Below are 20,059 nucleotides of genomic sequence, written 5' to 3'. Positions count from 1 at the left end.
CCTATTAAATTTAGGCACGGCATACACCTGTAGGGTCAATTTTATATACACCTAATTCTTTACCTTTAGTATCAACAATATGTACAGCACAAGCAATACATGGGTCAAAACTATGAATTGTTCTTAAAATTTCTAGTGGCATATTTGGGTCAACAACTTTAGTACCAACTAAAGAAGCCTCATAAGCTCCCATTCTTCCTTTATAATCTCTTGGTGCTGCATTCCAAGTAGAAGGAACAACTGCTTGATAATTTACAACTTTTCCATCTTTGATTTTAATCCAGTGCCCTAAACCACCTCTTGGTGCTTCAGCCATACCAAAACCTTGAGCATCTTTAGAAACTTTATCAAAGTCAAACTCTGTCCAAGTTGATAAATCACCACCTGCAGCATTTTTAGCTAATTCATCAGCCCAATCAATAACCACATCACACATCATTTCTGTTTCAATAGCACGAGCAGCTGTTCTTCCTACTGTTGAAAACAGTACAGAAGTTGGTAAATTACCTTGTTTTAAGAAAGTCGTAACATATTTACTAATTTTTTCATCACCTCTTGCAACTCCAACTATCATTCTAGCTAATGGTCCAACTTCCATTCTTTCATCATCATATAGTGGTGATTTAATCCAAGAGTATTTATTTTTTAAATCTAAATATGCAATACCATCTTTTTTCTCTTTAAATCCAGTATACTTTGGTTTTGTTTCTCCATCATATGGATGTAAATTTGTTTCACCTTCATACCAAGCATGAGTAACATCTTCAGTGATTTTTGTTTGGTCTAAATCAAATACTTTTGATAAGTCTTTATTCATAACAATTCCTGAAGGGAAAAGTTTAGCAGCTTCATAAAATGGTGTATCATCTAAATTAAAATCACCAAAAGACATAAAGTTACCTAAACCACCACCAGTTCCATCTAAAGCCTCATCTGCATACATAGTCCCAGCCATATAAACATCTGGTAAATATGCTTGTTTTGTAAATTTTTGTGCTTTTTGAATGATATCTTTAAATTCTGCAATTCTTGCAGGATTTTTGATATCTTGTACACATGTAACTCCACCCACAACAATTGATTGAGGATGTGGATTTTTACCACCAAAAATAGCTTGAGCTTTTGCAATATCTCTTTGTAAGTCTAAAGCATCTAAATAGTGAGAAAGTCCAATTAAGTTTTGTTCAGGAGTAAGTTTATAAGCTTTACTTCCCCAATATGCATTGCCAAATACTCCAAGTCTTCCTTGTTTTACAAACTTAGTAACTCTTTCTTGAACTTCTGCAAATACATCTTCACTTGCATTCCAAGGTCTTTGACCTGAAAGTTTTGCCCACTTTTGAGCTTCTGCAACTGCTTTTTTAGGGTCAGCTTCTAAAGCTTTTGTAATATCTACCCAATCAAGTGCATGTAAATGATAAAAATGAACAATATGGTCATGAATATATAAAGAACCTTGCATTAAGTTTCTAACAATTCTTGCATTTTTAGGAATAGTAACTTTAAACGCATGTTCAACAGCTTCAATACTTCTTTGGTAATGAGTACCCGTACAAACACCACAGATTCTCATAGCAAGTAAACCACAATCTCTAGGATCTCTTCCTTTTAAAATCTCTTCAATTCCTCTAAACATTGTAGAAGAACTGTAAGCATCAGTAACAACATTATTGTCATCAATTACCGCTTCAATTCTTAAATGTCCTTCAATCCTTGTAATAGGATCTATTACGATATGTTTACTCATTATTCCTCCTCACTTTCGCCATTATTTATTGATCTTTTTCCAGCTACTGCTGAAGCTACTGCATGAACACCTATACCAATAGTTGTTGCAGTTAATAAACCTAATCCAAACTCATCAACAGTTTTTTCAACTCCACCAGTTGGTGCTTTGATATTTGCATCTGCCATTGGTCGCTCATAAGCATATTTATCCCAGAAATCTGGTTCAGAACATCCAATACATCCTCGACCAACACCAATAGGCCAGTTTGCACCTTCGTTATATCTGATAATTGAACAGTTATTAAATGTCATAGGTCCTTTACAACCTACTTTATATAAACACCAGTTATTTTTAGCACCTTCATCTCCCCACTCTTCTACATATTCACCAGCATCAAAGTGTGCTCTTCTTTCACAGTTGTCATGAATTCTATATCCAAATGCAAACTTTGGTCTAAGAAGTGAATCTAGTTCTGGAATCTGACCAGTTAAAACATAATGTAATACAACCCCAACCATATTTGCAGGGTTTGCAGGACAAGCAGGAATATTAATAACAGGTTTACCTTTTACTAAATCCATAACACCAACTGCACCTGTTGGATTTGGAGCAGCAGCAGGAATCCCACCATAAGTAGCACATGAACCAACAGCAACAACAGCTGCAGCATCAGAAGATAATCTCATAAGATGTTCTTGGAAAGTCTCACCAGAAGCTCCAATAGTTCCATATTGACCATTCATAGCTGTAGGAATTGCACCCTCCACAAATAATAAGTATTTACCTTTAAAGTGATGAATTGCATCTTCAAGTTGAGCATCAGCTTGATGTCCAGATGCTGCCATAATAGTTTCATGAAACTCTAATGAAAGTACATCAAATAATAAATCATCAACTGTTGGAGTAGATGATCTTAACAGTGCTTCAGAGTTTCCAGCACAATCTTGTAGCTCAATCCAAATTACAGGAACTCTATTCATAAGTTCAGTTGCTTCTGCAACTAATGGAGTAAACATAGGAGGTAACATAAGTGTAGCAGTTGTTGCACTTGCCCACTTCATGAAATCTCTTCTATTTACACCTTCACTCTCCACTACTTCCATCAAATCGATATCTTTAAGTGCAGGTTGACTTCTAAGACTACTCAATCTTGCCTTTGCTTTTTCAAACAAGCTGTTATAGTACTCTTCACCTTTGTTCGTATCCACTCTTGCAGAGTTTTGATTAAAAACTTTTTTAACCATCTCTTGAGAATCGTTTGCCATATGTTCTCCTTTTAAATTAAAAATGAATGTTCATTTACTTACGTAATTTAGCTTTTAAAAACTTAAAGTAGACTTAATTGCATAGATAGAAACATCGGTAAAATAGCATTAGGATAGCATTTTAGATAATTTTTTTGGGATAATATTAAAGTACAATTATAGTTTATTCGACAAATTGGTATCTAAATAAGATTTTATACTAAAAGTACATAAGTAATATATAAATTTAAGAAATTTTAAACATTGTTACCAAAGTACTCTATTTTATGAATGATTGTTCATTAATGAGTTGTGCAAACAGAACAAACATCAAAAGAGCGTAAAATAATTGTTGCTTCAACTAATGACTTTGAACCAATAATTGCTTTTTGGGCAACTCCTAATTCTTTATTATGCTTAGGACTTAAATTCCAAACTGTAGGTGTTATTACATCATATTTTGTAATAATTCCCTTTTTTACACTTATATTATGTATTAAAGAGCCTCTACATGCTTCAACTGCTGATGAAGCACTAATTTCATCTAATGATTTCAAATCAATTTGTGGCTTTATATATGACTCTTGTGATATATCTAACTCTTTTATAAGCTTTTTACTATAAATCAGTAAATGTGCTATTTCATCAACTCTTGCCATTACTCTTGTAAAAACAGAATCATCATACTTTTTATGTATATCTTTTATAAACTCTCTTTTATTTATTATTGCTCGTGATAGGGGTCCTACTTCATAAAACTCACTGTTATAAAGAACACTTTTTGACCAAGTATGAGCTTTTTTATCATTTTTTCTATTCACTTTAAATGTATATTCATCATGCTCAACTATTTTTTCTAAATCAATTTTTCTAGATATACGATGTTTATGAATTCCAGATTCTACACCTAACATGTCAGCTAGTACAATATGTCTATTATGAGTTTTACCTACTTGTTCTAGCTTTGTTTCAAAAGAGACTTCATAAAAATCTTTCATGGACGAAGCTAAAATATCTACTTCTTCAAATTTTTTTAAAGATAAATAATTATCGATACTCATACCTGCAATATTTTTTTCAAAATATTTAATAGTTTGGTCAAGATAGTTTTCACAAGTAACAATATCTAAAAGTGTTGGGTCACTTACAACTCCTCCGGGAACCATATAAGATGTATGTGGCCACTGTCCTGCATAAATGGCTAGGGCTTTTATTGTTTCACTGGCAGCTTTTTGGGCTTCAAGCCACTTTTGTCCCTTCAAGGGAGTGTAACCATTGTAAGTCTTTTTTGACTGCTTTATTACATCTGGCATAATGAACATATAAAACCATTTAATATGAGAATCTATAATTTCTATAATTAAACCTAACTCTCTAAGAATTTTAGCCTTATTTGTTATTTCTAGTTCAGCTCCTGCATTTTTATATAGATTTTCTATTGCATTTACAGTTGCCAACAGATGTGCTTGTCCACAGATTCCACAAATCCTTGGAGTATAAACTAAGGCGTCTAAAATAGGTTTATTTTCTAAAATATACTCAAATCCTCTAAAGTTTAAGAAGTCTATTGAAGCATCGCTTACTTTTTCATTTCTCCATGTTAAACTAAGTTTTGCTTCACCTTCAATTCGCTCTATAATATCAACTGTTTTCATCTATCTTTACTTTCATGAAATTGATTTAATCTTTGATTTAATCTAGGAATTGTAAATGTTTTTGCAACTCCTGAAATAGATAAATATGCTCTTTTTGGAATTCCTAAAGGTGGTTCAAGTGGAATTCCTATATGTTTTTTTGTTTCAAACATATTGTGTCTTGGAAAATCATATTCTGTACACCCAATACAAGGCATACCAACTCTAGTTTTACTACTTACATCATTCCAAAGTATTTTATTACAATTTGAATGGGTCATTGGTCCACGACACCCTTCATTATAAAATAAGCACCCCTCTTTTAATCCAAAGCTTTTTGCTTCAACTTTCCACTCAAAATATTCATTTCTCGTACATCCATGATGAGCTAAGCTCCCATAAATCTCAATAGGTCTTGATTTATCATCAAGTATTATTGAGCCATTGAACTTTAATGTAAATAGCGTCTGTAAAATCCACTCTGGGTGAACAGGACAGCCTGTAAGGTTTATTATTTCATGGGAGAGTAAAGATAGATTTTGAGAACTTATATAATCTTTTACTCCTGCAATATCACTATTTTCTTCAAATCTTGAATGTACACCACCATATGAAGCACATGATCCAACTGCAATTAAAAATTTTGATTTTGAAATTAATTGATTTAATATATCTGATATACTTTTATTTGAGATTGAAAAATAGAACTCATTATTTGTTATTGCACCTTCAACTAACAAATAATCAATTCTCTCATCTGATTGTAAAACTTCTTCAAGTAGTTTACCTGTAGTAATACTTGGATGATAAACTAAATCAAAATTATTATTAAACTGCTCAAATCTTGCTGAACTTGATGATAAAAAAGAGTGTGTATTCCCATTGCAAGTAAGGCCTTGAAGCCAAACTACTTTTGGTAAAATCTTTTTATCAATTTTCGTCATACTTTAACGCCCGATATATATTTTCAGCTATTGAATCTGAATACTCTAGTAAATCTTTTTCTAAAACATTTTCCCCATTCATAAAAGCAAAACCACCTAAACTTCCCATAAGCATACCAAATGCAGGAAAAAATTCTTGTTCTCTAAACTCTTTTTTTTGTGCTCCATCATCAAGTAAAATCATAACCTCAGTTACAAACTCACCTACACACAAAAAACCTTCACATCCATCTTTAAAAACTTCTCTATTTGATAAATAAACTCTTAAAAAATACTCTATAACTTCAGGAGAATTTTTTACATTTGATAAATAGTTTTTTATAAATAAAAATAGTTTTTCTTTTGAGCTAATATCCATATTATTGATTATCCTTAAGTCATCAGCAATAATATTAGTAGAGTATTTTATAGCAACCTTTGCTAACTCCTCTTTTGAAGAAAAATAATTATACATATTTCCAACACTCATACTCATAGCTTTTGCTATATCGGGAATAGTTGTATTATAAAACCCTTTTTTTGCAAATAGCTTTAACGAGTTTTTAATTATATTATTTTTCTTATCTTCTTTTGCAGACATATTTTTTTACCTTAATTTAATAATGATATATGATATTAAAAAAATAGTTAATTATAAATGAATATGAGAGGATAGAGAGTCTAAAGTAAAAAACTCAAGCAAAATTGCCTGAGTTTTATACCTATTAAGAGTGAACTAGGTTAGTTAAGTCCGAATCACTAATAGTGTGGAAGTTTAAGTATTTATAAATATCATCTCTTTTTTCAGGAGTGATTTTTTTAGGTACCATTTCTAAGTACTCTTCTTTAGTTGGAAGTCTTCCTAAAAGTGCTGCTAAAGCTGCAACTTCTGCAGATCCAAGATAAACTTGAGAATCTTTTCCAAGTCTGTTATCAAAGTTTCTTGTAGATGTACTAAATACAACTGCACCTTGACCAACATTTGCTTGGTTACCCATACATAAAGAACATCCAGGAATTTCAAGTCTTGCACCTGCTGCTCCAAATACAGAGTAGTAACCCTCTTCTGTTAATTGTTGTTGATCCATTTTAGTTGGTGGTGCAATCCATAATTTAGTAGGAACTGGACCTTCACCTTTAAGTACTTCACCTAAAGCTCTAAATAAACCAATATTAGTCATACAAGAACCAACGAATACTTCATCAATTCTATCTGTAATTCTTTTTGGGTCAGCTAATACATTTGTTAATGTATCAACATCATCTGGATCATTAGGACAAGCTAATAATGGCTCAGTGATTTCGTTTAAGTTGATTTCAATAGTTGCTAAATACTCTGCATCTGCATCTGGAGTGATTAATTCAGGATTAGCAATCCATTCTTTCATTTTATCAGCTCTTCTTTGAAGAGTTCTAGCATCTTCGTAACCTTCATCAATCATTTTTTCAATTAAAGCAATGTTTGAAGATAAGTACTCAATAATTGGTTCTTTATCTAATTGAACAGAACAAGCTGCTGCTGATCTCTCTGCTGCTGCATCTGATAATTCGAATGCTTGCTCAACTTTAAGTTGTGGTAAACCTGAAATTTCAATTACGTTACCAGCAAAAATGTTTTTCTTACCTTTTTTCTCAACAGTTAATAAACCATCTTGAATAGCTTGATAAGGAATTGCATTAACTAAATCTCTTAAAGTAATTCCTGGTTGTAATTCACCAGTAAATTTAACATGTACAGATTCAGGCATAGTTAAAGGCATCATACCAGTAACACCTGCGAATGCAACAAGACCAGAACCAGCTGGGAATGAAATACCAATTGGGAATCTTGTATGAGAATCTCCACCAGTTCCTACTGTATCAGGTAAACATAATCTGTTTAACCAAGAGTGAATAACACCATCACCTGGTCTTAAAGTAACACCTGCTCTTGAAGTAATAAACTCAGGAAGTGTGTGTTGTAAGTTGATATCAGCTGGTTTTGGATAAGCAGCAGTATGACAAAATGATTGCATAACCATATCAGCACCAAAAGATAATGCAGCAAGTTCTTTAATCTCATCTCTTGTCATTGGTCCAGTAGTATCTTGTGATCCAACAGTTGTACAAATTGGCTCTACATACATACCAGGTTTAACACCTTCAATACCACATGCTCTTCCTACCATTTTTTGAGCTTGTGTAAACCCATTAGTAGAAGCAGCTGGTTGTGAAGCAGTAACGAAGGCATCAGAAGCACTTAAACCTAAAGCTTCTCTTGCTTTTGCTGTAAGACCTTTTCCAATAATTAATGGAATTCTTCCACCAGCTCTCATCTCATCAGTTAATGTATTAGGAGCTAAATCAAATTCAGAAACAACTGAACCATTTTTCTCAATTACACCAGCATATGGTTTTAAAGTAATAACATCACCAGTTTCTAATTCATCAACTGGAGCTTGGATTGGTAAACAACCTGAATCTTCTGCTGTGTTAAAGAAAATTGGAGCAATAATAGAACCAATTACAACACCACCAGTTCTTTTATTTGGAACACCTGGAATATCTCTACCCATGTGCCATTGAACAGAGTTAATACCTGATTTTCTAGAACTTCCAGTACCAACAACATCACCAACGTATGCTAATGGATGACCTTTTTCTTTAAGTTCTTTCATAGTATCTAATGGATTTTCCATTCTTGATTGTAACATTGCAGTTGCATGTAAAGGAATATCAGCTCTTGTAAATGCTACAGTTGCAGGAGATAAATCATCTGTATTAGTTTCACCAGGGATTTTGTATACTGTTAAAGTAATCTCTTCTTCTAATGCAGGTTTATTTGTAAACCACTCTGCATTTGCCCAAGACTCAATAATTTCTTTTGCTTGTGCATTTCCTGCATCAGCTAAATCTTTAACATCATTAAATGAATCATAAACTAAAATTGTATTTTTTAATTGTGCAGCAGCAGCAGATGCTACTTCATCAATCTTTAATGCGTCAACTAGTGGAGTAACATTGAATCCACCCATCATTGTTCCTAAAATTTCGATTGCTTCGATTTTAGAAATAACTGAACATGAAGCGTTACCTTGTACAATATCATTTAAAAATGCAGCTTTAACATAAGCAGCGTCATCAACACCTGGGTTAACTTTGTTTTTAAATAATTCTAATGCATAATCAGCATCAGCAGTATTAGCTTTTAAAACTTCTACTAATTGTGCAGTTTGATCAGCAGTTAATGCTAATGGTGGTAATCCACCCTCTTGTAATCTTTCTTCAGTATGTGCTCTATAATCAGCGATTAAACTCATATATAACTCCTAATTAATTTGTAAGGCAATTATATCATATACAATGAGTTATTATTGTACAATTCTTGCAATGTGTAGTACAAGTTTTATTTGTGTATATATAAGTTACAAAAAAGCCCCCTTGTTCTAACAAATGCCTATATTCCTTAACTTGTATATCTAGTTTATTTTTTTATTTGTACTAATTTATTAAAGTAATTATTTTATGAGATGTCTATATTCTGTTCTAGTTCTTTAGTAATTGTACAATTTTTGTACAAAGATATATTAAAGTTATATTTTTCTTAAATATAATAATTAATAAAAACATTTCGATTATTTTTTTGTTATAATGATACAATATTATATAAGTTTGTAAAGGATTAACCATGAGTCCATATAGATTTTCAACATATAATGAGATGTTTGATTATCTAACTACAAGTTATGATAATCCTAGCCTACTAAATTATATCAATCATAAAAATGAATATGAATCAATATCTGTTCTTGAGTTTAAAGAAAAGGTTATTTGTTTATGTGCAGCCTTACAAAAACTTGGTATTGTAAAAGGTACTAAAGTAGCTATCTTTTCAAGTTCTTCCCCCTTTTGGCTAATTTTTGATTTTGCCCTTCAACAATTAGGAGCTATTTCTGTTCCTATTTTTGCTAATATATCAACAAAAAATCTAAACTTTGAATTGGAAGATTCAAACTGTGAATTTATATTTATTGATGATATAAAAAGAGTAGATGATATAAAAAAACACCTAATAGTTATAACTCATAACTTTTGTATGAAAAAAGACAACTACTACAACCTTGATGAGATTTTAGTTATGGGTAAAGAGATTTGTGACAGACTTGAATATATTGAAAATAAACCTAATGAAGATGATATTTTTTCTATCATTTATACAAGTGGTAACACCGGAACGCCAAAGGGTGTTATTCTCACTCACAAAAATATAATTTCTCAATTAAAAGATATAAATGAGGTTATTCATTTAAATGAAAAAGAGATTATTCTTTCACTTCTTCCCCTTGCTCATATTTTTGAACGGGCTGTAATGAGTTATTATCTTTCAAGGGGTGTATCTGTTTATTTTATAGATGATATTGCCAATGTTGCAAAGCTTATGAAAATAGTTAAACCAACAATGATGACTGTAGTACCTAGACTTTTGGAAAAAATATTTAATAAAATCAAATCAAATATAAGTGAAAAACCACTTATAAGTAGAATAATTGGCTCTTTAGCTTTTCATTTTGCTATGTGTGAAAATATGGATAAAAACTCATTATTATTTAAACTATTTAACAAGCTGGTTTACACAAAACTACGTGAGATATTTGGAGGGAGAGTTAAATGGGTAGTTTCAGGTGGAGCACCCTTAGAAAAAAACATTTATCAATTCTTCTTAAATATTGGAATTCCTTTATATCAAGGTTATGGCATGACAGAGTTTTCACCTGTTGTTGCTACAAACTATCCTGGTGCAAACCGTGTTGGAAGTTCTGGAAAAGCCATGCCAACAGCTGAAGTTAAAATAAAAGATGATGAACTTCTAATAAAAGGTCCTTCTTTAATGAAAGGATATTTAAATAACGAAGAGCTAACAAAAAAAGCAATTGATCCAAATGGTTGGTTTCATACAGGAGATGTTGCCTCAATTGATGAAGATGGATATATCTATATACAAAGTAGAAAAAAAGATATATTCAAAACTTCAACAGGTGAGTATGTAAATGCAATCCCTATTGAACAAAATTTATCAAAAAACAAATATATTGAGTTTGCAGTAGTAATATCTCATAATCAGAAATATACAACTGCTCTACTTTTTGTTGACCATGAAAAATATGAACAAGAAAAAAAATCAAATAGTTTAACTATAGAAGAATATTATAATCAATCCATAATACATAAATCTATACAAGAGCACATAGACAAGCTAAACAAAAAAGTAAATAAATGGGAAAGGGTAATAGAATATAAACTAATCACACATACTGCAACAATAGAAGGAGGAGAACTAACTCCTTCAATGAAAGTTTGTAGAGAAGCCATAGAAAAAAAATATGAAAAAGAAATCCAGAGTATGTATAGGAGCTCAAAATGAATGAACGAATAGCAATAATTGATGGACTAAGAAGCCCCGTTGCAAAAGCAAATGGAAAACTAAATCATGTGCAAACAGATAATTTAGGAGCTATTATTGCAAAAGAATTAGTTCTTAGAAACAATATACCTTATGATGATTTTGATGAAGTAATAATTGGAAATGTTGCCCAACCAGCAAATGCAGCAAATATAGCTAGAGTTCTAACTATGAGAGCTGGTTTTCCCAAAAAAACAATTGCTTATACAGTTCACAGAAATTGTGCTTCTGGTATGCAAGCTCTTTCAAGCTCAATTGAAAAAATATATACAAATCAAGGTGAAATATATCTTGCAGGTGGAGTAGAATCCATGAGCAACATTCCCCTACTCTTTTCAAATCAATTTAAAGATTTTATGACAAAATTTACCTATGCAAAAACTGCATCAGAGAAACTAAAACTTCTTACTACTTTTCGACTTAGCTTTTTAAAGCCTACTATTGGATTAATCTCAGGATTGACTGACCCAATTTCTGGGAAAATTATGGGAATCACTGCTGAAAACCTAGCCAATGAGTTTAAAATTAGTCGCCAAGCTCAAGATGAATATGCACTTCAATCACATATTAAAGCCCAAAAAGCAATAGAGAGTGGAATACTAAAAGATGAAATACATCCTATTATGACAAAAGACTCCTCTATTATGGATGATGATGGAATAAGATTCAATCAAACTATTGAAGCTCTAAGCAAACTAAAACCAATCTTTGATAGAACAGGGACAGTAACAGCGGGGAACTCTTCGCAGGTTTCTGATGGAGCTTGCATGATGATTTTATGTAGTGAATCAAAAGCAAAAGAGCTCGGTCTTGAACCAATTGGTTATATAAAAGATTATGCCTATGCAGGGTTAGATGCTCACAGAATGGGATTAGGACCAATATTTGCTACAAAAAAACTCTTTGATAAAACAGGAACAAGATTAAAAGATATAGATTTAATAGAGTTAAATGAAGCCTTTGCAGCACAAGTTATTGCAAACCTTGAAGCTTTTAAATCAAAAAGTTTTTGTAAAAAAGAGTTTAACGCTGAGCCTTTAGGTGAAATCAATGAAGAGATACTAAATGTAAATGGCGGAGCTATTGCCATAGGACATCCTGTTGGTATGAGTGGAGCTAGAATTGTACTTCACACTATAAAAGAGCTAAAAAGAAGAGGTAAAAAAACTGGTCTTGCTACCCTTTGTGTTGGTGGTGGACAAGGTGCAAGTTTTTTAGTGGAGGTATAAGATGAATAATTTAACTTTAAATATTGATAATAGTATTGCAACATTAACCTTTGATATGAAAAACTCAAAAGCAAATAAACTATCTTTTGAAGTATTAAAAGAACTTGATAAGCTTTTAGATGATATTAAACAAGATAAGCAAATAAAAGCTCTCGTTATTGATAGTGCAAAACCTTCTATATTTATTGCAGGTGCTGATATAAAAGAGATAGAAGCTATGAGTACTCAAGAAGAAGTTTATGAACAAATATCAAAAGGCGATGATATTTTAAATAAGTTAGAAAACTTAACAATTCCTACAATTGCTTATATTCATGGTGCTTGTATGGGTGGAGGTTTAGAACTTGCTTTATGCTGTAATTACAGAATTGCCACAACAAATGAAAAAACAAAACTAGCTTTTCCAGAAGTTAAACTTGGATTTTTCCCAGGTCTTGGAGGAACACAAAGAGCTCCAAAACTTGTGGGACTTATGAGTGCCCTTGATATGATTTTAACAAGTAAAAATTATGATGCAAAAAAAGCATTAAAAATTGGACTTGTAAATGAGATATTTGATAATGGACAAAAAGAGTTTAAACTAAAAGAGTTTGTTACAAAAGCTTTAGAAAATAAAATTCAAAATAAAAAACTTCCCCTTATAAATAATTTCATGCAAAAGTTTTCTCTTACAAGAGCTTATGTTTATAAAAAGTCTTTAGAAGCAATAGAAAAAAAGGTTAATAAAGATTTTAAAGCTCCTTATACTGCCCTTGAAGTTATCAAAAAAACTTTTGCTGAACCTTTTGAAAAAGGGATTAAAATAGAAGCAGAAGCTTTTTCGCACCTAGCAGCAAGTAAAGAATCAAAATATATGATAGAGCTTTTTTTCATGTTTGAAAAACTAAATAAAAACTTTGATAAAACACAAGTTCCAATTACAAGTGTAGCCGTTCTTGGTAATGGAGTAATGGGTAAAGGAATAATTTGGTTATTTTCTAAATTTTTAAATGAAGTAAGAATTAAAATTAGAAAAATAGAACAAGCCCATGATATTATAAATAGTGTTGCAAAACTTTATGACTCTTCAATAAAAAGAAGAAGTATGAGTCAAAATCAAGTAGACTTTAAACTAAACAAAATCTCATACACAGATGAATTTAACGGTTTAAGCCAGACTCAACTTGCAATAGAAGCTATAATTGAAGATGAAGATGCCAAAAAAGAAGCCTTTAAAGAGTTAGAAGCTGTTATGGATAAAGACTCAATCATTGCCACAAATACCTCTTCAATCTCTATTGAAAAACTTGGTAGTGAACTTAAAAATAAAAAGAACTTTTTAGGAATACACTTTTTCAATCCTGTAAATATAATGCCACTAGTTGAAGTTATTCCTTCCTCACATACATCTAAAAAGACTATAAACCGTGTAATTGAACTTCTAACTTCTTGTGGTAAAACACCTATAGTAGTAGGAGATTGTGCTGGATTTATTGTCAATCGTATTTTACTTCCATATATAAATGAAGCAGCTTTTATACTTGAAGAGGGTTCAGATATTAAAACCATCGATAAACTGTTAAAAGAGTTTGGTCTGCCAATGGGACCTTTTACTTTATCAGATACTGTTGGTATTGATATTGGTTTTAAAGTTGCAACTATTTTAAATGAATCATATGGTTCAAGAATGGCAGTTGCTCCAATACTTACAAAGGTTTATAATGACTTAAAACTACTAGGTAAAAAAAACAAAAAAGGATTTTACCTTCATAATACAAAAGATTTAGAGATAAATGAAGAGGTTTCAAAACTACTTTCAACTAATAGAAAAACTTTTACAAATAAAGAGATAACTGAGCGTTGTATGTTTATCATGATAAATGAAGCATCAAGATGCCTTGAAGAAGGCATTGTAGATGACCCAAAAATTATAGATTTTGCTATGATTACAGGTACAGGCTTCCCTCCATATAAAGGAGGAATTTGTGCCTATGCAAATGACATGGGAATTTCATATGTTGTAAATGAGCTTAAAAAATATGAAAATAGTTATGGAAAGAGATTTAAACCAAGTCTTTTATTAGAAAAGCTCAATAAAGAGAATAAAGATTTTAAAACAGGAGCAGAGTTATGGAAACATTAGCATTTATACTTATTCTTATTATATTTGGATATTTTTCTTATCCACTAATTTTATGGTTTGGTTTTATTGGTGCTTATTCACTAATATTTTTTAATACAAGTGTTTTATTTTGGGTTGTTTTTGCACTTTTAGCAATAGTGTTTTTAATTCCTAAAAATAGATTAAACCTTATCTCAACTCCTTTAGTTAAATTTATTATGAAAAAAGGACTTCTACCTAAAATATCCCAAACAGAAGAAGCAGCTCTACAAGCTGGAACAAATTGGGTTGAAGCTGATTATTTTAAAGCTGATATAAATTTTAAAGCAATTAAAGAAGAAAAAATTACCAAGTTAACACAAGAAGAAAAAGCTTTTTTAGACAATGAAGTAAATGAACTATGTTCCATGACAAGTGATTGGGAAATCTTCCAAGATAGGGATTTACGTCCGGATGTTTGGAAGTTTATCAAAGACAAAAAGTTTTTTGGAATGATTATTCCAAAAGAGCATGGAGGACTTGGATTTAGTGCAACAGCACACTCACATGTAATAGAAAAACTCGTATCTCGTTCTCAAGTTTTAGCTATAACTATTATGGTTCCTAATTCACTTGGACCTGCTGAACTTATTTTAAAACATGGTACTCAAAAACAAAAAGATAGATACCTTGAAGATTTAGCACATGGAAAACAAGTTCCTTGTTTTGGATTAACAGAGCCAAATGCAGGAAGTGATGCTACTTCTATTACTTCAAACGGTGTATTATTTCAAGATGAGATGGGAAAAATCAAAATTAAATTAAATTTTGAGAAACGTTATATTACCTTAGGAAATATAGCTACTCTTATTGGTTTGGCTTTTAGATTATATGACCCTGAACATCTATTGGGTGATAAAGAGGATTTAGGAATCACATTTGGTCTACTTGATTCAAAATTAAAAGGAATAGATAACTCAAGAAGACATGATCCACTTGGAATTCCTTTTATAAATTCACCCCTATTTGGTAAAGATGTAATTATTGAACTTGATGATGTAATTGGAGGTAAAGATGGTATTGGGCATGGTTGGCAAATGCTTGTTGAGTCTCTTTCTATAGGACGGGGAATATCACTTCCTAGTGTCTCATTGGGTGGGAGTAAATTTGCCTTGAAAGTTGTATCTTCATACTCACAAATTAGAGAACAATTTGGACTGAGTCTTGATAGATTTGAAGGAATTGAAGAAAAAATTGCAAAAATTGCAGCTTTTACTTATATGCTAAATGCTTCCCGTAATTATACTTTAGATGCTATTGATAATGGCGTACGTCCTGGGGTTATAAATTCTGTTATGAAATACCATGCAACAGAAAAGTTTAGAGAAATTATAAATGATTCAATGGATGTTTTAGGTGGAAGTGCAATTATAAGAGGTGAAAAAAATCTTTTAGCCCATGCTTATTTTGCTTTACCTATATCAATCACCGTTGAAGGTGCAAATATTCTTACTCGTAATTTAATGCAGTTTGGACAAGGATTAATAAAATCACACCCATATATTTATACTCAAATAAAAGCATTAAATAATAATGATGTGTATAGTTTTGATAAGGCATTTTTTGCCCATATAGGACTTGTAGTAAAATCTTTTACTAAAACTTTAACCTGCTATTTTACAAGGGGATTTTTTCTACAAACAGAAGGTTCTTTTAAACGATACAAACAAAAACTTATTTGGTCAAGTGCAGAATTTACTCTTTTAAGTAATACTGCCCTTGCACTTTTAGGACCAGCTTTGAAAAAAAGAGAAAACATCTCAGGAAGATTTGGAGATATGCTTTCATATATGTATTTGATTACTGCAACGCTAAGAGAGTTTGATAATAATCCAAAAGCACAAGATAAAATCTTAGTTGATTATGTATGTAATTATGCATTTGAACAAATTCAAAAAGCAAAAGAAGATATTTTATACAATCTACCTATGCTAAAAATATTTGTTCCTCTTGCTAGAATTAATCCAATAAGTATAAAAGCCCCTGATAGATTAAATGAGAAAATAGTAAATAGTTTAAAAGATGAGACTTATCTAAAAGATTTAACTTCAAGTGTTTTTGTTTCAAGTGATACAAAAGATAGACTAAATATCCTAGAAAAAGCAATTGAATTAAACAATGAAACAAAACCAGCTTTTATAAAAATAAAACTTGCTGTTAAAAATGGTGACTTAAAAAAAGACTCTTTAGAAAATATCTTTAAAGAAGCATTTGAAAAAACAATTATTACAAAAGAGGAGTTAAGCAAACTAAAAAGAGCACACAAAGAAAAACAGAAAATTATTGAAGTTGATTCATACAAAGCAAGAACATATAAAACAATGAGATAGGAAAAATATGAATAAAGATTTGCTAATAAATTCAAGTGGTGTTGTACTTAATATCTTAGAAAAAATTCTTGATACAAATATAGAAATTAAAGGTATTGAAAATATTCCTAAAAATAACCCTAGAATATTTGTAGCAAATCACTTTACAAGAATCGAGGCTTTAATTGTGCCATATGCCCTATATGAACTTACCAATAAAAAAGTAGGTGTAATTGCAGATGATTCTCTTTTTAATACATATTTTGGTGATTTTTTGAAAGATTTAGGTGCTATGCCAATATCTGCACCATTTAGAAATAATATTATGCTTAGTGATTTAATGACAGGAGATAAAGATTGGATGATTTTCCCAGAAGCCAACATGGTAAAAGCAAAAGATATATCAAAAGAGGGAAATCACTTCTGCGTAAAGATTGATGGGACTTGTCAAGTGGTTCATACAGGTTCTGCTTTTTTTGCTTTATATTCACAGCTATTGCGAAATGATTATTTCAATGATAAAATAAAAGATTTAAGAAAATTTAAACGAAAATATTTCTTAGATGAGTCTAAAAACATCTCAAATGATGAGACAATGATTGTGCCAATCAATATCTCATATTCAAAGCTAAGAACTGGTAAAAACTTTTTACTTGATATGGTTCCTAGATTTATGGATAAGATTGGTAAACACTTTTTAGAAGAGTTAGAAATAGAGTCAAATATTGTTTTAAATTCAAAAATAATAATCCAAATTCTTAAACCTCTTAATACCCAGGATTTATTAGTGGATTTATACAAAAAAGAGCCAAATCACAATAAAATAATTAATAAATATAGATATGAATTAACCCATCAATTTATGGATAGAATATACAAAAGTCTAACCATAAGCTTTGACCATATTTTCACACTTCTTATTTTTTTATATCCTAAAAAATCAATTAATAAGAATCATTTTAAAAGAATGATTTATCTTTTATGGAATGAAATAAAACACAACTGTCTTAACTATGATAAAGACTTAGAACATAATATTATAAATCTTATTGCATATGAAGAGTTTGAACCCTTTGAAGATATTTTAAAAATTGCAATAAAAGATAATATACTTTATGAAGATAAGTTAAACTACTTTATTGATAAAAGCACTCTTCTAAATACACATACTCACCATACAATACGTTTAAATAATATACTTCGAGTTATTTTAAATGAAGTACTAATTATTGATAGGCTAAATATAATTGCAAAAGATTTAGTTTTAAAAGATAAAAAGCAGATAAACACGCAACTCCTTAAACTTTTAGAAAAAAATGATAAAGATGAATTTGAAAATGACTATAATAAATATAGGGATTATGAAAATATAAAACCAAAAATAACTGGACAATCAAGGTATTACAATCATACTAATTCTAATATTTGTATTATAACTGTTCATGGCTTTTCTTCTTCACCACAAGAGGTAGAGCAGATGAGTGAATATCTTCATAGTAAAGGGGTAAATGTATACTCTCCACGATTAAAAGGTCATGGAACAGTTCCTGAAGACTTAAAGGAAAGAAGCTGGAAAGAGTGGTATTTTTCACTTTCTCGGGCAATTGTAATTGCAACATTAAAATATAAAAAAATATATGTTGTTGGCTTTTCTACAGGTGGTTTACTAGCACTTTTAAGTACTAAAAAAACTTATATTGAATTTGCTGGAATTATATGTATAAATGCAGCTTTACACTTAAATGATATACGAGTAAAAACCCTAATTCCTGCTCTATCATTTTGGAATGACATATTAAATGCTGTTCATGCCAATGAATATACTAAAAAATACATAGATAATAAGGCTGAAAATCCAGATATAAATTATGATAAATTTTATGTAGAATCAATAAAACAATTAAGTGATTTAATGAGTAAAACAAGAAAAATCCTATCAGATATACAAAGTCCTATTTTAATAATACAAGCAAAAGATGACCCTGTTGTAAATCCAACATCTGCTTATGAAATATTTGATAAAATAAAATCCAAGGAAAAAGAGTTAGTAATTTTAGAGCGAAAAAATCATGTAATTATAAAAGGTGATGATACTAAAGAGTTATATGATGAAATCTTTAAATTTATACAACGACATAAGATTAAGGCAAAAGATGATTAAAGATATAGAAAATAAAATACATACACAAATACCAATGACAAAACTAATGCAATTAGAATTAAAAAGTATGGATAATATAAGCTTAATCACAACAGCACCACTTCATATAAATGTAAATGACAAAGGAACAGCTTTTGGTGGGAGTTTAAGCAGTATAACTATTATCTCTTCATGGTGCATAGCTTATTATTTATCAGAAAAGCTAAATCTTGAAAAATCAAGTATAGTAATTGTAAAAAATGAGACAAAATTCCTAAGACCAGTTAGAAGTGATATAGTTTGTACTACTTATATCCCAAAAGATGAAGAGATAAATATCTTAGAATCAAAACTTGAAGAAAAAAATAGTGGTACAATTAAAATACATGCTCAAATTATAGAAGATAAAGAAATATGTGTAGATTTTAGAGGAACATATTATATTAAAAAAATGTAAAACTTTGTATGATATAATCAACTTATGAAAAAAACAATTTTACTTCTATCTTTATTATCTATACTTTTAAATGCAAAAACCATAGAGGCAACATACAAAATAAGCTATGGTATTTTTGGTGAATTAGGTCTTGCAAAAACAACTCTTGAAATTTTTCCCAATAATAGATATAAAATAAAAGTCCATGCATATGCAACTGGCATTGCAAAGTTTCTTAGTAGTAATAAAGAGGAGTTTTATGAAAGTTATGGTTTTGTAAAAAACAATTTACTTATTCCTCAAAAATATATAGCAATCTCAAATAATGATTATAAAAAAAGAGAAAAGACCTATCTCTTTGATTATAGTAAAAACAAGATATTCCTTGAAAAGCATGAAAAAAAGTTAATAACAAAATATGATAAAGACCTACAAAAACAACAATCTTGGGTAAAAAGTGATTCAAAAGAGTTTACAAAGTTTTTTGCATCAAATGACCTATTATCACTATTTTTTAATATAGCACATATCATTCCAAGCTTTGAAAAAGGAAATTCTTATGCTCTAAAAGCCATAGGTGCAAATAAAGATAATGGGAAATTGGATATAATAATTCCAAAAAAAGAAGCCTATAAGGAGTTGGAAGCATCTTTAAATACAAAAAATAAAAAATTTATTGTTTCAATTCATCAAAAAATATTTTCAAGTTCTAATGGTGAACTTTTTATATCTTTAAACAGTGAAGGTTTTTGTGACAAAGCTGTATTAAAAGATGTACTTATTTTTGGTGATATAACAGGTGAAATGATAAACTTTAAAATAAACAAAGGATGAT

General features: G+C 30.4%; 13 protein-coding genes. 7 read left to right on the top strand and 6 right to left on the bottom strand.

Translation table 11 applies throughout. From position 1 onward, the window contains the following. Window positions 1-10: 10 nt before the first annotated feature. From ACNI28_RS12290 to ACNI28_RS12265, 6 genes are all read right to left on the bottom strand, one after another. Entirely contained in the window at window positions 11-1,747 is a 1,737-nt protein-coding gene (locus ACNI28_RS12290; protein WP_419764550.1) for a nickel-dependent hydrogenase large subunit, read from the bottom strand. Beyond that, window positions 1,747-2,994, bottom strand: a complete 1,248-nt coding sequence (locus tag ACNI28_RS12285; protein ID WP_419764548.1) for a hydrogenase small subunit — start codon at window positions 2,992-2,994, stop codon at window positions 1,747-1,749. Before ACNI28_RS12285 ends, ACNI28_RS12290 begins: the two co-directional genes overlap by 1 nt. A 281-nt stretch (window positions 2,995-3,275) precedes the next feature. Beyond that, on the bottom strand, window positions 3,276-4,628 hold the full coding sequence (locus tag ACNI28_RS12280; protein WP_419764546.1) for a nickel-dependent hydrogenase large subunit: 1,353 nt from the start codon (window positions 4,626-4,628) through the stop codon (window positions 3,276-3,278). Then, window positions 4,625-5,551 carry an NADH-quinone oxidoreductase subunit B family protein gene (locus ACNI28_RS12275; RefSeq protein ID WP_419764545.1) on the bottom strand — a complete coding sequence of 309 codons (927 nt, stop codon included), beginning with the start codon at window positions 5,549-5,551 and terminating at the stop codon, window positions 4,625-4,627. The genes ACNI28_RS12280 and ACNI28_RS12275 overlap by 4 nt, the downstream gene beginning before the upstream one ends. Then, on the bottom strand, window positions 5,538-6,131 hold the full coding sequence (locus ACNI28_RS12270; RefSeq protein WP_419764544.1) for a TetR/AcrR family transcriptional regulator: 594 nt from the start codon (window positions 6,129-6,131) through the stop codon (window positions 5,538-5,540). Before ACNI28_RS12270 ends, ACNI28_RS12275 begins: the two co-directional genes overlap by 14 nt. 124 nt (window positions 6,132-6,255) lie before the next feature. Continuing rightward, window positions 6,256-8,829 (bottom strand): bifunctional aconitate hydratase 2/2-methylisocitrate dehydratase, encoded by a 2,574-nt coding sequence (locus ACNI28_RS12265; protein WP_419764543.1) that lies wholly within the window; start codon window positions 8,827-8,829, stop codon window positions 6,256-6,258. A gap of 368 nt (window positions 8,830-9,197) precedes the next feature. On the opposite strand from ACNI28_RS12265, the gene ACNI28_RS12260 reads away from it, so the two are divergent. The 7 genes from ACNI28_RS12260 to ACNI28_RS12230 are packed head-to-tail and all read left to right on the top strand — an operon-like array spanning window position 9,198 to window position 20,058. Beyond that, window positions 9,198-10,931, top strand: a complete 1,734-nt coding sequence (locus ACNI28_RS12260) for an AMP-dependent synthetase/ligase (protein ID WP_419764542.1) — start codon at window positions 9,198-9,200, stop codon at window positions 10,929-10,931. Next, window positions 10,928-12,199 carry a thiolase family protein gene (locus ACNI28_RS12255; RefSeq protein WP_419764541.1) on the top strand — a complete coding sequence of 424 codons (1,272 nt, stop codon included), beginning with the start codon at window positions 10,928-10,930 and terminating at the stop codon, window positions 12,197-12,199. The genes ACNI28_RS12260 and ACNI28_RS12255 overlap by 4 nt, the downstream gene beginning before the upstream one ends. 1 nt (window position 12,200) lies before the next feature. Next, entirely contained in the window at window positions 12,201-14,321 is a 2,121-nt protein-coding gene (locus ACNI28_RS12250) for a 3-hydroxyacyl-CoA dehydrogenase NAD-binding domain-containing protein (protein WP_419764540.1), read from the top strand. Continuing rightward, window positions 14,309-16,669, top strand: a complete 2,361-nt coding sequence (locus ACNI28_RS12245; protein WP_419764539.1) for an acyl-CoA dehydrogenase — start codon at window positions 14,309-14,311, stop codon at window positions 16,667-16,669. The genes ACNI28_RS12250 and ACNI28_RS12245 overlap by 13 nt, the downstream gene beginning before the upstream one ends. A gap of 7 nt (window positions 16,670-16,676) precedes the next feature. Continuing rightward, a complete protein-coding gene (locus ACNI28_RS12240; protein WP_419764538.1) occupies window positions 16,677-18,809 on the top strand; it encodes an alpha/beta fold hydrolase in 2,133 nt (710 codons plus the stop codon). Continuing rightward, on the top strand, window positions 18,802-19,245 hold the full coding sequence (locus tag ACNI28_RS12235; protein WP_419764537.1) for a YiiD C-terminal domain-containing protein: 444 nt from the start codon (window positions 18,802-18,804) through the stop codon (window positions 19,243-19,245). Before ACNI28_RS12240 ends, ACNI28_RS12235 begins: the two co-directional genes overlap by 8 nt. A gap of 24 nt (window positions 19,246-19,269) precedes the next feature. Continuing rightward, entirely contained in the window at window positions 19,270-20,058 is a 789-nt protein-coding gene (locus ACNI28_RS12230; protein WP_419764536.1) for a DUF3108 domain-containing protein, read from the top strand. Window position 20,059: the final 1 nt, after the last annotated feature.

Source organism: Arcobacter denitrificans (SeqCode) (assembly GCF_048571185.1).
In the GTDB taxonomy this organism is placed as follows: Bacteria; Campylobacterota; Campylobacteria; order Campylobacterales; family Arcobacteraceae; genus Arcobacter; species Arcobacter denitrificans.
The sequence above is the reverse complement of the archived record's forward strand: the minus strand, read 5'-3'. Positions and strand labels throughout refer to the sequence as shown.